The organism is Rhizobium rosettiformans W3, assembly GCF_004912135.1.
GTDB classification, from domain to species: domain Bacteria; phylum Pseudomonadota; class Alphaproteobacteria; order Rhizobiales; family Rhizobiaceae; genus Allorhizobium; species Allorhizobium rosettiformans.
This window is the reverse complement of record NZ_STGU01000009.1, coordinates 45,041-60,070: the sequence shown is the minus strand read 5'-3', so window position 1 is coordinate 60,070 and position 15,030 is coordinate 45,041. Positions and strand designations below refer to the sequence as shown.

Sequence of the window (15,030 nt, the reverse complement as noted above, 5' to 3'; positions counted from 1 at the left end):
CCGGCGGCCTCTCGATCTGCGTCACACGGAAGGTGATCAGCTCGCCATGCGATACTGCTGCTGGCCGCCCGCCTGGCTCGTCTTGAAGCTGCGGATGAGGTTCAGGAGGTCGCCCGTGTCGTTGGCGAGAACCTCTGCCGATGCCGTGGTTTCCTCGGCCATCGCCGCGTTCTGCTGGGTGGCCTGGTCGAGCTGGTTCATCGACGACGAGATCGAGCGCAGGGTCGTGTCCTGCTCCTGGGCGCTGTGCGAGATCTTGGAGACGATGTCGTTGGCGCTGGCGATCTGGTCGGAGATGCGTTTCAGGGCTTCGCCGGTCTGACCGACCAGCTGCACACCCTGTTCGACCTGTGCGGAAGAACGGGCGATCTGATCCTTGATCTCCTTGGCGGCCGCTGCAGAGCGCTGGGCAAGCTCGCGGACTTCCTGGGCGACGACGGCAAAGCCCTTGCCGCTTTCGCCGGCACGGGCCGCCTCAACGCCGGCATTGAGCGCCAGCAGGTTGGTCTGGAAGGCGATCTCGTCGATCACGCCGATGATCTTGGTGATCTCGGCAGACGACTGTTCGATGCCGCTCATCGCGCTGATGGCACGGGCCACGATCTCGTCGCTCTGCTTGGCTTCGCCGCTGACGGCGCTGACGCGGCTTGCGGCTTCACGAGCACCATCCGCCGTCTGGCGAACGGCAACGGTCAGTTCGTCGAGCGCCGCAGAGGTCTCTTCGAGGTTAGCAGCCTGCCGTTCGGTGCGGGTTGCAAGCTCGCCGGATGCGCGACGGATCTCTTCCTTCGAGACGGCAATGTCGTTGCCCTTCAGGTTGACGCGGGCCATGGCTTCCTCGAGGCGGGCAAGCGCATCGTTGAAGTTGTCGCGCAGCGCTGCATATTTCGGGCCGAGGTCGGCGCAGCGGACAGTCAGATCACCATGGGCGAGCTGCTCCAGCGACTGGCCGATGGTGGAGACGACATGCGCCTGCTGCCGGGCTTCGGCAAGCTGCGCCTCGGCATTCTGGCTGCGCTCGCTGTCGAGTTCGCGCTGCTGCTCTTCCTGGCGGGCCGCAAGCGCATGACGCTCGCGCACCTTGTCCTGCAGGCTCTTGGTGGCCTTCGCCATCATGCCGATTTCGTTGCGCAGATCGGTATGCGGAATGGCGATATCGACATTCTCGTCTGCCACGGCTTCAAGCGAATCGTGGATCGCCTTCAAAGGCTTGGTGATGTTGCGGATCACGAAGAAGGCGGCGATCAGCGCGAGAGCGAAGATGCCGATGGACCAGCTGATCGTCTTGATGACGCTCGAGCGGATTTCAGCCTTCAGGTCATCGGTGTAAAGGCCGGTGACGATGACGACCTTCCAGGGTTCGAAGGCCTTGCCGTAGGAGGCCTTGGGATAGGAACGATCTTCGGGATCTTTTCCAGGCTTTGGACCGATGAACTCGACAAATCCGCCGCCCAGCTGGCCAAGCCGGACCAGCTCGTCACGATAGGCAAAGCCATTCGCGTCCGGCTTGCCCTTGTTGCTCTTGCCGACATCCTTCGAAGTCGGGTGGAACACCATGACGACATCATAGTCATAACCGAAGAAGTAGCCGTCCGGCTCGAAGCGCATCTTGTTCAGCATGTCGTAGGCGCGGGTCTTGGCCTCTTCAACGGTGAATTCGCCGGCAACGGCGCGGTCGTTGAAGTCCTTGAGAACGGACAATGCGCTCTCGACCTGCGTCCTCAGGAGTTCGTAGCGCTGCTGGTAGATTGTCGCAGTCGAGGATCGGACCTCGAAATAGGTGGCGGCAGCAAAGGCCACCATCAAGCCGCCGATCAGCATGATCAGCTGGAGGGAAATCTTCAGGTTTTTCATAGGCGAGCGATCTTTCGTCTGTCGAGCGGTTCGTGCGCGGTGGGAGGAGCAAGCGAACGGGATCGGCACGTCATGTGTCGACGGAGTACGACAGACTCTCGATCCGAAAGATTGAGATGCCTTTAAGCAGCTCAGAATATTGGGATACGAAAATGTACTGGTGAAATTTAGGGGGGGTCTCAAACGACATAACGCCCGGGACTGGGCCGGGCGTTATGTCCGTGTCGTCCACGAGGAACCGCCGCGCCCGGATCGTTTGGCGGGCGGATGGGAAAATCAGTCGAGGCGCAGCTCGAAGCCTGCAAGAGCCGGGGCAGGCTTGTCGCCCGCAGCCGTATCGACGGCCGCGGTCATCGCGCCATGGTCGATGGCGGCAGGAGCGGCCAGGGTGCCGGCAACGACCATCGAGCCGTCCGTCGCCCAGCCTGCAGCCGAGCTATAGACCACGACCGGGGACCCGCCGAACCAGCGCTCCACGCGCTTCAGCTTCTTCTCACCGTCGATATCCACCACTTCGGCGGCCTGATAGCCATTGGCGATGGCGGGCACCTGGTAATGCGACTTGCTGAGCCTCGGTGCCGGCGCGGGGCAGTGGGCGCAGTCGATCGAGACGATGCTCGGCTGGCTGGCGGAGAGCCCGGTTATGGTCGAGATCGAGCCTGCCATGGCAGGCATGGCCACCAGCGATGCTGCAAGGATCATGGATGTCGAAGCGAGACGGCGCATAAGGTTTTTTCCCCGATTGTTGGGAAGAACGTTAGCAGCAGTTTCTTTCGATCCGGTCAGAAGCTTCTGTAAAATTTGAACGAAGTGGCGATTTCGAAGCGGAAATGGCGACAGATCCGTATGGAAATCAGGCTTTCTCGCGCGCAATTGCCCGCCAGCCGATGTCGCGGCGGCAAAAACCGTTCGCCCATTCGACCGCGTCGGCCAATCGATAGGCTTCCGCCTGCGCCTCCGCAACCGTCGCCCCCCGCGCCGTGGCGTTGAGCACGCGCCCGCCTGTCGCGACCAGCTGGCCGTCCTTCATCGCCGTCCCGGCATGGAAGACCTTGGCGCCGTCCCCGGCCTGGGGAAGCGAGGCAATCGGCGTCGCCTTGTCGTATGCGCCGGGATAGCCCTTGGATGCCAGCACCACGGTCAACGCCGGGTCCTCGCTCCACTCGGCCGTCACCTGGTCTAGCGTCCCGGTGGCGGAGGCATGGAGGATCGGCAGAAGATCGCTCTTCAGGCGCATCATCAGCACCTGGCATTCCGGATCGCCGAAGCGCACATTGTATTCGATGAGTTCCGGGCCCTTCTCGGTGATCATCAGCCCGGCGAAGAACACGCCCTGGAAGGGATGCCCCATCTCGGCCATGCCGCGCATGGTCGGCTCGATGATCTCCTTCATCGTGCGCTCGACCATCTCTGCCGTCATGACCGGTGCCGGGGAATAGGCACCCATGCCGCCGGTATTCGGGCCGGTATCGCCGTCGCCCACGCGCTTGTGGTCCTGGGCGGTGGCAAGTGGCAACAGCGACTTGCCGTCGGAGAGGCAGAAGAAGCTTGCTTCCTCGCCATCGAGGAAGGCCTCGACCACGACTTCCGCACCGGCAGCACCGAACGCGCCCTCGAAGCAGTCGTCGATCGCGGCGAGTGCCTCATCCAGCGTCATCGCAACCGTGACACCCTTGCCGGCGGCAAGGCCGTCGGCCTTGATGACGATGGGTGCGCCCTGTTCGCGCACATAGGCCTTGGCCTTCGGCGCGTTGTTGAAACGCTGATAGGCGCCGGTCGGAATATTGAAGCGGGCGCAGACATCCTTGGTAAAGCCCTTGGAGCCCTCGAGCTGGGCCGCGGCCGCCGACGGCCCAAAGACCGCGATGCCGGCTTCGCGCAGGCGATCGGCAATGCCGGCGACCAGCGGTGCTTCCGGGCCAACGACGACGAAGTCGAGGCCCTTGTCCTTGCAGAAGGCGACCACAGCAGCATGATCATCCGTGTCGAGGGCAACAAGATCGGCCTCTTCGGCGATCCCGGGATTGCCGGGGGCGGCATAAAGCTTGGTCAACAGCGGCGACTGGGCGATCTTCCAGGCCAGAGCATGCTCGCGTCCACCCGAACCGATCAAAAGAACCTTCATTGCCAGCCTCCAGTGCCACAAGGGAATGCCCGGCGGTTAAGGGGAGGGAGGCGAAAGGTCAAGCCGAATTGACCTCTGATGGCCCTGCTTTCCTGTGAAGTGGGCTCCATTCCCGTTGCCTTGCCGCAATCGCCCGTTATGGTCCGCGTCCACGAAGCAGGTTCAGCAAAAGTGTCCCACGGTTTTGCGATGAGAACCTGCGACAAACAAAGACGCTGAGCGGATGAATTGTTGGCTTGCCAACGAAAGTCTGCTCAGCACAAGACGGATGACCCATGGCCGACGACATCAAGAGCATTGCCGCCCTCATCGCCACCGAGATCAACGCCCGTCCCGACCAGGTGACGGCCGCAGTTGGTCTGCTGGACGAGGGCGCGACGGTCCCCTTCATCGCCCGCTATCGCAAGGAAGTGACCGGCGGTCTCGACGATACCCAGCTGCGCAATCTCGCCGAACGGCTGATCTATCTGCGCGAGCTCGCCGCCCGCCGCAAGTCGATCTTCGAGAGCATCGATAGCCAGGGCAAGATGACGGATGAGCTTGCCCGCAAGATCGCTTCGGTGACGACCAAGGCCGAGCTCGAAGACCTTTATCTGCCCTACAAGCCCAAGCGCCGCACCCGCGCCGAGATCGCCCGGGAGAAGGGGCTGCAGCCGCTCGCCGATGCGATCCTCGCCGACCGCACGAGCGACCCGCAGCAGCTCGCAGCCGATTACATCACCGAAGAGGTGCCGGACGTGAAGACGGCGCTCGAAGGCGCCCGCGACATCATTGCCGAGCAGATCTCGGAAAACGCCGATCTCATCGGCCGCCTGCGCAACGACATGAAGGATCGCGCGATCCTCTATTCGAAGCTCGTCGACGGCAAGGCCGAGGCTGGCGCCAAGTTCGCCGATTACTTCGACCATTCCGAACGCTGGGCAACCGTCCCCGGCCACCGCGCGCTTGCCATGCTGCGCGGCTGGAACGAGGAATTTCTGTCGCTGTCGATCGAAGTCGATCGCGATGACTCGGCCCCGGTGAAGCCCAGCCAGCGCATGATCGCCAGCGCCTATCAGGTCGCCGGCAAAGGCCCCGCCGACCAGTGGCTCCTCGAGGTCGCCGGCTGGACCTGGCGCGTCAAGCTTTCCGTGTCCCTCTCGCTCGACCTGATGCGCGAACTGCGCGAGCGGGCCGAGGAAGAGGCGATCCACGTGTTCGCCCGCAATCTGAAAGACCTGCTGCTGGCCGCCCCCGCCGGCTCACGCCCGACCATGGGCCTCGACCCCGGCATCCGCACCGGCGTCAAGGTCGCCGTCGTCGATGGCACCGGCAAGGTGGTGGAAACGACGACCGTCTATCCCTTCCCGCCCAAGAACGACATTCGCGGCACGCAGGCGGAGCTTGCTTCGCTCATCCGCAAGCACAAGGTCGAGCTGATCTCGATCGGCAATGGCACGGGCAGCCGCGAGACGGAAAAGCTGGTGGCTGATATGCTGGCGCAGTTCCCGTCGACCGCGCCGAAGCCGACCAAGGTCATCGTCTCGGAAGCCGGCGCCTCGGTCTATTCGGCCTCGGAAACCGCTGCCAAGGAATTCCCCAATCTCGACGTGTCGCTCCGCGGAGCCGTCTCGATTGCGCGTCGCCTGCAGGATCCGCTTGCCGAACTCGTCAAGATCGAGCCGAAGTCGATCGGCGTCGGCCAGTATCAGCACGATGTCGACCAGGGCAAACTCGGTCGCTCGCTCGATGCCGTCGTCGAAGATGCGGTGAATGCCGTCGGCGTCGATCTCAACACGGCATCCGCCCCGCTGCTTGCCCGGGTCTCCGGTCTCGGTAAGACGACGGCGGAAGCCATCGTTGCCCATCGCGATGCCACCGGCGCCTTCGAAAGCCGCAAGGATCTCCTGAAAGTCCCGCGTCTCGGTGCCCGCACCTTCGAACAATGCGCCGGCTTTTTGCGTATCCCGAATGGCAAGGAGCCGCTCGATGCCTCCTCGGTGCACCCGGAAGCTTATGGCGTGGCAAAGAAGATCGTCGCCGCCTGCGGCCGGGACCTCCGCTCGCTGATGGGCGACAGCGCGACGTTGAAGAGCCTCGACCCCAAGCGCTTCATCGACGAGCAGTTCGGTCTGCCGACGGTCAAGGACATTCTCGCCGAACTCGAAAAGCCGGGCCGTGACCCGCGCCCGTCCTTCAAGACGGCAACCTTCGCCGAAGGCGTCGAGGAGATCACCGATCTCAAGGTCGGCATGACGCTCGAGGGCACGGTCACCAATGTCGCCGCCTTCGGTGCCTTCGTCGATATCGGCGTGCATCAGGATGGCCTCGTCCACGTCTCCCAGCTTGCCGATCGTTTCGTCAAGGATCCGCATGAGGTGGTGAAGGCCGGCGATGTGGTGAAGGTCCGCGTCGTCGAGGTCGACGTCAAGCGCAAGCGCATTGCGCTCACCATGCGGAAAGACGGCGGCGAGGCGCAACAGCCCTCGATGCGCGGTGACGCCCGCGGCAATGCCAATGCGATGAAGCATTCGAACGCCCGCCCGCCGAAGCCGGAGCAGCCGGCCATGGGCGGTCTCGGCGCCGCGCTCGCCGAGGCCATGCGGAAGAAGTAAACGAGAAACAGGCCGGAGCTCATCACTCCGGCCTGCCCATCGCCCCCGAAAGGCACCTCTCAAATAGTCGCTGCACAATCCTTGCAGAAAGGTGTGTGCGGCACGGCCTTAAGCCGCTCCATCGAGATCGGCTCGCCGCATTTCATGCACTGACCATACCGCCCCTTGGCAATCCGGTCCAGCGCGGCATCGATAGCCCTCAGTTCTTCCTCGCCCACCTGGCCGAATTCCTCCAGCACTTCGTCGTTTTCCGCCTCGGTCGCGCGTTCGGCACTGTCGGCGCTTTTCAACGTGCCGAGGTCATTGTCGATTTTCTTCAGCCGACGCTCGATCTCGTCCTTGCGGGCCAAGAGGATCCGCTCGAAATGGGCTGTGTCCATGGCTTGTACGGGATTGTCCATCGTCTCACCTGTCGACCAGAACCGAAATCTTGGAATGACGAACGACCCGGTCGGCCGTCGCGCCGATGAAGTAGTTGGAGAAATCGGGCACGTGCGACCCGACGATGATCAGGTCCGCCTTGTGCTCCTCGGCCGTTGCCAGGATTTCACGGGCCGGAGCGCCGGATCGGATCTCGATATGCGCCTTCACCTCGGCCTTTTCCTTTATCGCGACAAGCTTGGCCTTGGCGTCATTGATCGCACCTTCGATCAGGTCAACCGGCACGTCGATCGCGAGATAGCCGGGGATGTCCTCAATGATCGTGAGCAGCACGATCTCGCCACCCTCGTCCAGCAGGGACTTCGCCTTCGCCAGGATCTTCTCGCCGATCTCGACGGCTGCCGGATCGACCGGGACGATGATCTTCTTGTACATCTTGCTCTCCTTTGGCACCCGCCGGGTGTTTCCTCTTTATGGACTGAAGATGCGTCTCGGGAGCGCGAGCCGCATTGATCAGGATCAACTTTGGGACGGGTTGCTTTGTCAACTTTTGTCGAACGAAGTTTCGAAGAAATGCGATCTTCTGTGAACGAACGATCTGCACCATATTTTCGTAAAGCGCCGCCTCAGGCTGCAGGAGAAAACCCCATGACCGCCGCATCGAACGAACTCACCTCTTTCGCCACAAGCCGCCCCGTCCATGTCGGCCGTGCGCACCTCGTCGTGCGCGATCTCGATACGATGGCTGGCTTCTACGAGAAGGCGCTCGGCATGAAGCGGCTCGAAACGAGCGAGAGTGGCGTCGAACTCGGCGCTGGAGATCACGTCCTGCTGACGCTGACAACGCGGGGTGATGCGGCTCCCGCGCCCCGGAATGCCGCCGGCCTCTTTCACAACGCGTTCCTGATGCCGGATCGCGCCGAGCTTGCCCATTGGCTGGCGCATACTGCCAATCTTGGCCTGCAGTTCGACGGCGCGAGCGACCATCTGGTGAGCGAGGCAATCTATCTCTCCGACCCGGAAGGCAACGGCATCGAAGTCTATCGGGACCGCAAGCCCGAGGAGTGGACGTATCTCGCCGATGGCACGGTCGAGATGGACACGCGCCGGCTGGATCTGCAGGCGCTCTACGACAGCGCGGCAAAGACGCCCTGGGCCGGCATGTCGCCGGACGCAGCCCTTGGCCATATCCATCTGCAGGTTGGGAACGTGCCGGAAGCGGACCGCTTCTACGAAGGTGTGCTCGGTCTGAAGAAGATGGCGAGCTATCCGGGCGCAAGCTTCTACGCCTCCGGCAGCTACCACCACCATGTGGCGGCCAACATCTGGAACAGCCGCAACGCGCCGGCTCGCACCGGTGCCATGACCGGCCTGCAGGATTACGAACTCGCCTTCAACGACAAGGCTGTTCTGGACGGTGTTCTCGCCACGCTCGAGGGCCTCGAAATCAAGGTGGGCCGCACCGCGCGGGGCTACCACCTGCGGGATCCCTGGGGCATCGGGCTGACCCTGGTCGCACCTGCGGCCTGATCACCTCCGGATCCGCTGCAAGCCGGCGCGATCCGGCGTGGAACGGATATTGTTCCCGAACGTTGAAGGACGTCGCCCAGGGGGAACAACGTCATGTCGCCAATCTGCAGCCGAGACCATTTTCTGCCGGGGAGCGCCCGGTGAACATGCAGGTCAACCATCGGCACACGCCATCCCGCAAGGTCCGTTTCAAGAAGACGGGCCTTGATTACGTCGTCTCCTGGTCTGTGATCGGGCTTTTCCTGATCTTCGCCCTAATCGCGCTGCATCTCGCGTCCTTCATCCTCATCCCGCTCACCATGGCCGTGGTCGTCGGTCTGATCCTCGGCATTGCTGCCGACCGTCTCGGCAAGCTGGGTGTTCCCCCGACGCTGACGGCAATCATTCTTTCTGGGCTCTTCCTTGTGGTGCTTCTCGTATTGATCAGCATCGTCTGGACGCCGATCGCCATGCTGATCGAGAACGGACCGGACATGGTCAACCAGGTGATCGCCTATCTCGAGCAGATCCCGTGGATGGAGCGGCCTCTGGCGATCCTGTCCCGTGGACCGGACTCGCTCGAGACCATGATGGAAAACTCCGGCACGATTCTCTCGACCATCGCAGCCGGTGTCACGCCGGCCTTGCTGCAGGTCTTCATTTTCATCGCCGGCCTGCTGCTTTTTCTTTCCTGCCGGCTAGCGCTCCGCCGCGAACTGATCCGCGCTTTCGCGGATCGCGCCCGCCGCCTGAAGGCCATTCGCCTCCTGAACGAGGTTGAGGAGGCGCTTGGCTATTATTTTGCCACCGCCGTCATCGTCTATGGCCTCTTCGGTGTGGCAGCCGGCATCGTCGCCTGGCTTGGTGGACTCGGAACACCGGCGCTCTGGGGAGTGGCAGCTTTCCTGTTGAGCTTCATCCCCTTCCTCGGCATCGCCATGGTGACGATTGCCATGGTGATCGGCGGGCTCCTGGTGCACGAAAGCCTGTTCTGGGGGCTGATGCCCGCTTTCATCTTCTTCGTGCTGGACGGCTTCCTGGAGAACCTGCTCATCCCGGCCGTCATGGGCAAAAGGCTTCAGATGAATGCCTTCATGCTGTTTGGCGCGATTGTCTTCTGGACATGGCTCTGGGGCGCTGTCGGCGCCATGCTCGCGGTTCCGCTGACCCTCATTTGCATGACCCTCTATGCCGGCATCATGCCCCAGACGAAAATACAGCCGAACCTGCCCGGCTAGTCTCGCCTGTCATCTCGTCGTCATCGACAAGTCCTAGGCACCGCTTGAAACGAGCGGTGCCCATACATGACAAACGACCTCCCCCGCCTGCGGCTCGGCATTATCGCCGATCCGCAATATGCCGATCTTGATCCAAACCCGGTTCTCGACCGCCACTTCCGCCAGTCTCTGCCGAAGCTGCGGGAGGCGGTTGCGCACTTCAACACGCAGGCGCTCGATGCCGTCCTAGTGCTGGGAGACCTCATCGATCGCGGCTGGGACAATCTCGCGCCGGTCCTGGAAATCCTCGAGGGTCTTGCGGCGCCACGCATGCTGCTGCCCGGCAATCACGACTTTCTCGTCACGCCGGATCGTCTGCCCGACGTCCACGCCGCCCTTGGCATGCCGGCCCCCTATCACGAGGTGCGGATCAGGGGCCTGCGTCTCCTCGTAACCGACGGTAACGAGATCTCGCTCTTCGCGCCGCCGGAAGGCGATCCCCGGCGCGACGAGGCAAAGCAGCGTCTCGCCGGGTTGAAAGCGAAGGGCGCGCCCAATGCCCAGGAGTGGAATGCCGGTATCTCCAGTCGACAGATGAACTGGATCGCGGACCGGCTTTCGGCCGCGCAAGCGGATGGAGAGAAGGTGATCCTGCTCGGCCACTATCCCCTCCATCCCTTTTCGGATCATTCTTTGTGGGATGCCGAGGAACTGACCCGGCTTGTCACGGCATCGCCTGCCGTACTGGCCTATCTCTGTGGCCATCAGCACACCGGAAACTACGCCGAAAAAGACGGCGTCCACTTCGTCAATTTCAAAGGCATGGTGGATACCGAGCACGAGAATGCTTTCGCCGTGCTCTCGGTTTTCGAGGACCGCATCGAGATATCAGGGCATGGTCGCGAGCCGGATCGGCGGCTCGATCTGGTGCGTGAAAAGCGGCGTGTCGGCGTGGCTTCCTGACAGTTTGCTGACAGGCGCCTGACGCGAATTCGTCATAAATATCCGAAAGTTGATCGGGGGGTGACTTATCACTCCTTTGTGACTTCAATCGGCTCTCCCAAGCCTGCAAACATGTGTCGCCCGCAAATGATCGCCGGTGCGCCCGGCCGAACTCTGGAGAAAAGCTGATGAAGTTGAAAGTTGTTCTGTCCGCTGCGGCGGCGATCTGTCTTGGCGTGTCCGCAGCGATCGCTGCGGGCGAACCGCAGGTTGTCCGTCAGGAAGAGATGAAGAAGGTCGGCGGCGCCATGGGCACGCTCGGCGGCATTGCCAAGGGCGAAAAGCCCTATGATGCCGAAGCCGTGAGAGCAGCCCTCACCACGCTGGTCGAGGTCAGCAAGACCTTCCCCGATCACTTCCCGGCCGGCAGCGAAACCGGCATGGACAGCGAGGCTGCCCCGGCGATCTGGCAGAACATGGATGACTTCAAGGCAAAGTCCGCCAAGCTCACCGCCGCTGCTGAAGCGCAGCTCGCAAGCTTTCCGGCCGATCAGGCAGCCGTCGGCGCGGCCATGCAGGCCATTGGCGGCACCTGTGGCGATTGCCACCAGACCTACCGCCTGAAGAAGTAAGAGCTTTGCGGCGGGCGGAGTCCGGCTGATCCGGATCGCCCGCCGATCTGCGCTCTGAAGGGCGACGCGTGGTTATGATGGAGGCCTTTGATGGCATCGACTTGGGTCAAGGGATTGGGTGCGCTCGCCGTGCTCGGGATTGCCGGTTTCGGTGGCTTCCTGGTCGTCACGGCACCTGACCGCCAGGACCCGTCCGTCTGGGCCAATCTCGGCGAGCCGGATGTCGCCCATGGCCGCGAAGTCTTCTTCGCCGGCGGTTGCACGAGCTGTCACGCGCCGGCGGGAGCCACGGGCGATGCGCGGCTGACCCTGTCAGGCGGAGCGCCACTGAAGAGCGATTTTGGCACCTTCCACGCCCCCAACATATCGAGTGACCCGGAAGCCGGCATCGGCGCCTGGACGCTTGCCGAGTTTGGCGATGCCATGACCCGCGGTGTGGGTCGAGAGGGCGAGCATCTGTACCCGTCCTTCCCATACGGCTCTTATGCCCGCATGACGCCCGAGGATATCAACGACCTTTACGGGTTCATGAAGACGCTGCCCGCAAGCGACGCCGTCGCGCCGCCACATGAACTGGGTTTCCCCTTTAATCAACGTCTCGTGCTGGGGGGCTGGAAGTTCCTCTATTTCACCGATGCGCCTCGGGTCGAGCTCGCCGATGCCTCCGACATGGTCAAGCGCGGCCAATACCTGGTGGAAGGCCCAGGCCATTGCGGCGAGTGCCACACACCCCGCAACGCGCTTGGCGGCTTCCTCTCCGGCCAGTGGCTCGCCGGGGGACCCAACCCGGAAGGGGAGGGCACCATCCCGAACATCACGCCGGGCTCAAAAAGCATGGGCTCCTGGGGCGAGGGCGATATCGTCACCTATCTGGAAACCGGCTTCACCCCCGACTATGACAGCGTCGGCGGCTCGATGGTCGAGGTGCAGAAGAACATGGCCGAGCTTCCCGCCTCAGACCGCGAGGCGATCGCCGCCTATCTGAAAGCCATCCCCGCGGTTCAGTAAGCTCGCATAGCCTGTTCAGCATCGCGCAAGCCTTGCCTGTCATCATCCTGTCGTCGAAATGACTTCGGAGGGGATATGAGCATCGAACGCCGGCGGATGGAGAATGCGCTCCGGTCCTTGCTCGACAACTACCCCGATCCGGCCCTGCATCGCTGGGTGGACGAAACGGTCCGGGCCTTCGAAAAGCGTCTCTCTGCCATTGTCGATCCGCGCGAACGCGACCATGCCCAGCAGGCGGCTCTGATCCTGATCAAGACGACCCTGCAGAAATGGTCGGAAAACCCGCCCGTCCGGCACTGATCCGGCTTGTTGCTCAGCCGCGATGCTCGGCGGCGAACAATGCCAGTTCTTCCTGCGCTTCCGCGCCATAGAGATCGAGGGCCTTCAGCACCTCGATCGTAAACGTATCGGGTGACGACCCGGCTGCCGTGACGATCTTCGCATCCAGGACCGCCTGAGGCTGGTCGAGATAGTGGGCTTCACCTCGATAGCCGGGATATTTCTTGTGCGAGGCGAGCGCATTTCCGGTATGCGCCACATCATTGAGAACACCCGTCGCAGCCAGCGCGCTCGCCGCAGCGCAGATGCCGCCCAGAACCTTCCCCTTGTCGCGAAACGCCGTCGCCAATGCCGTGAAGTCATATGCCACGCCCTTTTCCCAGGCATAGCCGCCGGGAATGATCAGTGCGTCGAACCGCTCGGCATCGATCGCATCGAACCCGATATCCGGTGTCACCTTCAGGCCGCCCATCGATGTGACGGGCTTGCCATCCGGGCTTGCGGTCAAGACCTCGCAGTCGAGCCAATAGCGGGCTGCTGCCATCAGGAGCGCCGGCTCCCAGTCTGCGTAGTCGTTCTGCAGGGCAATCACGATACGGGGCATGGATAAATCCTCGCGTGCGGAATGGAAAGTTCAGCTGAGCGCCTGCAGGTAACGCATGCCGGTGACCGGGCGCGGAATGAAATCCATGTTCTCGTAGAAACGGTGGGCGGCGAAGTTGCCGGTCGCGGCAGAGACGGAGAGGAAGTCGCAACCGGAAGCGCGGGCGATCTGGCGGGCGCGGTCGACGAGATGCTGCCCGATGCCGTTCCCGCGCTGGCCGTCACAGACGAAGAGATGGTGCAGTTCCATGCCGCGCTTGCCTTCCTGCGCCTTGTAGAGCGGCACGAGGATCGCGTAGCCGATCAGGCCTTCGCCGCTGTCGGCGACCAGCGCCTGGATCCAGGGCATCGGGCCGAACAGGTCGCGCTCCAGCACCTCGGGCGTCATCGCCGAGGCATCACCATGGTGCATGGCGAGGGCGGCAATCATCGCATTGAGTTCCGGCAGGTCGCGCGGCTTCGCATGGCGGATCGCCACGATCGGCGGGCGGGGCAGGGTGAGGTCAGTATCTTCGGTCATGTCACTTTCCCTTGGTCTCTTCTCGTGCCGTCAGGGGGAAAGTCGTCCGGAAAACAACAAGGCCGCCTGACGGCGGCCTGTTGACAATGTGATCTTGTCGGGCCGCCGGTTACCGGTAGGCCCAAAAATACGTGCAGGTGATGTTTGCGCGAATATCGATCATGGCCGGTGTGATGCGCCAGTTTAAATCGATTGTCAACGGGTGGCGTGGGTGTTTCAGGCTTGATGATATGTTATAGGTTGAGCATGGGAGTTCGCAAACATGACGATCAGTCTGAAGCTTGACGATGATGACCGCGAAAGGATCGAACGCCAGCTTGCAAGCGGTCGGTTCGCCGATGCCTCAGCCGTGGTCAGTGCCGGGCTGGAATTGCTTGATGAGCTTGATGGTGCGAGAGATTGTTGGCTCGACGTCGAGATTCCTGCTCGTTTCGCCGATGCCGAACAAAATCCCGATCGGCTGATCTCTGGTGACGAGGTATTCGCGCGACTTGAGGCACGCCACCGCAGTCGCGTGAGTAACCGGTAAGATGACCCGGCCGCTGATTATTCATCCGGATGCGGCCGGAGAGCTCAACGACTTGTACGATTACATCGCCGAACACTCCGGTCCGGACAGGGCGTGGGGCTATGTCAGCGCTATAAAATCCTTCCTCGTTGATCTCTGCGCTTACCCCGAGCGCGGAAGTCTGCGGAGCAGCGCGGTGGACGGGCTGCGGATCATAGGCTTCCGCCGGCGACTGAGCATTGCCTTCGTCGCGCGCGACGGTGACGTCTTGGTGCTCGGCTTCTTCTATGCCGGTCGCAGTATTGATGCCGCACTGCTCGCCCAGCGGGTTAATCTGACCGAGGGGCGTTGACAATCAACGCTCCGCCCCCAACCCGGCGCTTGACCGTGAGCATTGGCTATCAATGCTCATGCTCGCAAAGCCCGTGATCGGACAGCGCCCGGATTACATAACAATCGCCGACGGTGTGGCAGTCGGCATGCGATACGATCCGCGCCAGTTCCGCCTCCAGCTTCTTCAGTCGAGCGATCTTCTCCTGCACCTCCTCCAGCTGCTCGCGCGCGATCTGATCCGCCCGCTCGCAGGGCTCTTCCGGGTGCCGGCTGAGCGTCAGGAGTTCCCGGATCGCCTCGATCGGAAAGCCGAGATCGCGCGCGTGGCGGATGAAGGTCAGCCGATCGAGGTCGTTCTTTTCATAACGCCGCTGATTGCCCTCAGTCCGGTCGGGTGCCGAGATCAGCCCCATCTGCTCATAGTAGCGGATGGTCGGCACCTTCACCCCCGCGCGCCGCGAGAGATCTCCGATCGAAAACATGAAAATTACCTCTTGAACCTCTAGTGACTAGAGATCCTATCTT

Annotated in this window: 17 protein-coding genes; 9 read left to right on the top strand and 8 right to left on the bottom strand. The window is 62.5% G+C overall.

Annotation, left to right across the window (positions count from 1 at the left end; translation table 11 throughout):
• Positions 1-36: 36 nt before the first annotated feature.
• The 3 genes from FAA86_RS16275 to purD form a co-directional block, all read right to left on the bottom strand.
• Positions 37-1,854, bottom strand: a complete 1,818-nt coding sequence (locus FAA86_RS16275; protein WP_136542247.1) for a methyl-accepting chemotaxis protein — start codon at positions 1,852-1,854, stop codon at positions 37-39.
• A gap of 276 nt (positions 1,855-2,130) precedes the next feature.
• On the bottom strand, positions 2,131-2,580 hold the full coding sequence (locus tag FAA86_RS16270) for a plant virulence effector HPE1-like domain-containing protein (RefSeq protein WP_136542246.1): 450 nt from the start codon (positions 2,578-2,580) through the stop codon (positions 2,131-2,133).
• 127 nt (positions 2,581-2,707) lie between these two features.
• On the bottom strand, positions 2,708-3,979 hold the full coding sequence (purD, locus tag FAA86_RS16265) for a phosphoribosylamine--glycine ligase (protein WP_136542245.1): 1,272 nt from the start codon (positions 3,977-3,979) through the stop codon (positions 2,708-2,710).
• A gap of 275 nt (positions 3,980-4,254) precedes the next feature.
• On the opposite strand from purD, the gene FAA86_RS16260 reads away from it, so the two are divergent.
• Entirely contained in the window at positions 4,255-6,573 is a 2,319-nt protein-coding gene (locus FAA86_RS16260) for a Tex family protein (RefSeq protein ID WP_136542244.1), read from the top strand.
• 59 nt (positions 6,574-6,632) lie between these two features.
• On the opposite strand, the gene FAA86_RS16255 is transcribed toward FAA86_RS16260, so the two are convergent.
• On the bottom strand, positions 6,633-6,953 hold the full coding sequence (locus FAA86_RS16255; protein ID WP_167495019.1) for a TraR/DksA family transcriptional regulator: 321 nt from the start codon (positions 6,951-6,953) through the stop codon (positions 6,633-6,635).
• A gap of 25 nt (positions 6,954-6,978) precedes the next feature.
• Complete coding sequence (locus tag FAA86_RS16250; RefSeq protein WP_136542242.1) at positions 6,979-7,389, bottom strand: universal stress protein; 411 nt, start codon at positions 7,387-7,389, stop codon at positions 6,979-6,981.
• A 213-nt stretch (positions 7,390-7,602) separates the two neighbouring features.
• Between FAA86_RS16250 and FAA86_RS16245 the strand changes: the two genes are divergently transcribed.
• The 6 genes from FAA86_RS16245 to FAA86_RS16220 all read left to right on the top strand — a co-directional run bounded on the left by FAA86_RS16245 (position 7,603) and on the right by FAA86_RS16220 (position 12,562).
• Positions 7,603-8,484, top strand: a complete 882-nt coding sequence (locus tag FAA86_RS16245; protein WP_136542241.1) for a VOC family protein — start codon at positions 7,603-7,605, stop codon at positions 8,482-8,484.
• A gap of 146 nt (positions 8,485-8,630) precedes the next feature.
• Complete coding sequence (locus tag FAA86_RS16240) at positions 8,631-9,701, top strand: AI-2E family transporter (protein WP_210309845.1); 1,071 nt, start codon at positions 8,631-8,633, stop codon at positions 9,699-9,701.
• Between the two features lie 66 nt (positions 9,702-9,767).
• Entirely contained in the window at positions 9,768-10,643 is an 876-nt protein-coding gene (locus FAA86_RS16235; RefSeq protein ID WP_136542239.1) for a metallophosphoesterase, read from the top strand.
• A gap of 167 nt (positions 10,644-10,810) precedes the next feature.
• Positions 10,811-11,254: a c-type cytochrome gene (locus tag FAA86_RS16230; protein ID WP_113460666.1), complete on the top strand. Its 444-nt coding sequence runs from the start codon at positions 10,811-10,813 to the stop codon at positions 11,252-11,254.
• A gap of 90 nt (positions 11,255-11,344) precedes the next feature.
• Positions 11,345-12,262 (top strand): cytochrome c, encoded by a 918-nt coding sequence (locus tag FAA86_RS16225; RefSeq protein WP_136542238.1) that lies wholly within the window; start codon positions 11,345-11,347, stop codon positions 12,260-12,262.
• Between the two features lie 75 nt (positions 12,263-12,337).
• Positions 12,338-12,562 (top strand): hypothetical protein, encoded by a 225-nt coding sequence (locus FAA86_RS16220; RefSeq protein WP_113460664.1) that lies wholly within the window; start codon positions 12,338-12,340, stop codon positions 12,560-12,562.
• Positions 12,563-12,575: 13 nt separating this feature from the next.
• Here FAA86_RS16220 and FAA86_RS16215 read toward each other — a convergent pair whose 3' ends face one another.
• Positions 12,576-13,145, bottom strand: a complete 570-nt coding sequence (locus tag FAA86_RS16215; RefSeq protein WP_136542237.1) for a DJ-1/PfpI family protein — start codon at positions 13,143-13,145, stop codon at positions 12,576-12,578.
• Positions 13,146-13,175: 30 nt separating this feature from the next.
• On the bottom strand, positions 13,176-13,664 hold the full coding sequence (locus FAA86_RS16210; protein WP_136542236.1) for a GNAT family N-acetyltransferase: 489 nt from the start codon (positions 13,662-13,664) through the stop codon (positions 13,176-13,178).
• A gap of 262 nt (positions 13,665-13,926) precedes the next feature.
• Between FAA86_RS16210 and FAA86_RS16205 the strand changes: the two genes are divergently transcribed.
• Entirely contained in the window at positions 13,927-14,193 is a 267-nt protein-coding gene (locus FAA86_RS16205) for a ribbon-helix-helix domain-containing protein (RefSeq protein WP_136542235.1), read from the top strand.
• A gap of 1 nt (position 14,194) precedes the next feature.
• Positions 14,195-14,524 carry a type II toxin-antitoxin system RelE/ParE family toxin gene (locus tag FAA86_RS16200; RefSeq protein WP_136542234.1) on the top strand — a complete coding sequence of 110 codons (330 nt, stop codon included), beginning with the start codon at positions 14,195-14,197 and terminating at the stop codon, positions 14,522-14,524.
• A 49-nt stretch (positions 14,525-14,573) separates the two neighbouring features.
• Here FAA86_RS16200 and FAA86_RS16195 read toward each other — a convergent pair whose 3' ends face one another.
• Positions 14,574-14,987, bottom strand: coding sequence for a MerR family transcriptional regulator (locus tag FAA86_RS16195; protein WP_136542233.1), 414 nt, complete (start codon positions 14,985-14,987; stop codon positions 14,574-14,576).
• Positions 14,988-15,030: the final 43 nt, after the last annotated feature.

Coding starts and splice junctions, on each gene's coding strand:
- FAA86_RS16275 (WP_136542247.1), bottom strand. CDS start 1,854: ATGAAAAACCTGAAGATTTCCCTCCAGCTGATCATGCTGATCGGCGGC.
- FAA86_RS16270 (WP_136542246.1), bottom strand. CDS start 2,580: ATGCGCCGTCTCGCTTCGACATCCATGATCCTTGCAGCATCGCTGGTG.
- purD (WP_136542245.1), bottom strand. CDS start 3,979: ATGAAGGTTCTTTTGATCGGTTCGGGTGGACGCGAGCATGCTCTGGCC.
- FAA86_RS16260 (WP_136542244.1), top strand. CDS start 4,255: ATGGCCGACGACATCAAGAGCATTGCCGCCCTCATCGCCACCGAGATC.
- FAA86_RS16255 (WP_167495019.1), bottom strand. CDS start 6,953: ATGGACACAGCCCATTTCGAGCGGATCCTCTTGGCCCGCAAGGACGAG.
- FAA86_RS16250 (WP_136542242.1), bottom strand. CDS start 7,389: ATGTACAAGAAGATCATCGTCCCGGTCGATCCGGCAGCCGTCGAGATC.
- FAA86_RS16245 (WP_136542241.1), top strand. CDS start 7,603: ATGACCGCCGCATCGAACGAACTCACCTCTTTCGCCACAAGCCGCCCC.
- FAA86_RS16240 (WP_210309845.1), top strand. CDS start 8,631: ATGCAGGTCAACCATCGGCACACGCCATCCCGCAAGGTCCGTTTCAAG.
- FAA86_RS16235 (WP_136542239.1), top strand. CDS start 9,768: ATGACAAACGACCTCCCCCGCCTGCGGCTCGGCATTATCGCCGATCCG.
- FAA86_RS16230 (WP_113460666.1), top strand. CDS start 10,811: ATGAAGTTGAAAGTTGTTCTGTCCGCTGCGGCGGCGATCTGTCTTGGC.
- FAA86_RS16225 (WP_136542238.1), top strand. CDS start 11,345: ATGGCATCGACTTGGGTCAAGGGATTGGGTGCGCTCGCCGTGCTCGGG.
- FAA86_RS16220 (WP_113460664.1), top strand. CDS start 12,338: ATGAGCATCGAACGCCGGCGGATGGAGAATGCGCTCCGGTCCTTGCTC.
- FAA86_RS16215 (WP_136542237.1), bottom strand. CDS start 13,145: ATGCCCCGTATCGTGATTGCCCTGCAGAACGACTACGCAGACTGGGAG.
- FAA86_RS16210 (WP_136542236.1), bottom strand. CDS start 13,664: ATGACCGAAGATACTGACCTCACCCTGCCCCGCCCGCCGATCGTGGCG.
- FAA86_RS16205 (WP_136542235.1), top strand. CDS start 13,927: ATGACGATCAGTCTGAAGCTTGACGATGATGACCGCGAAAGGATCGAA.
- FAA86_RS16200 (WP_136542234.1), top strand. CDS start 14,195: ATGACCCGGCCGCTGATTATTCATCCGGATGCGGCCGGAGAGCTCAAC.
- FAA86_RS16195 (WP_136542233.1), bottom strand. CDS start 14,987: ATGTTTTCGATCGGAGATCTCTCGCGGCGCGCGGGGGTGAAGGTGCCG.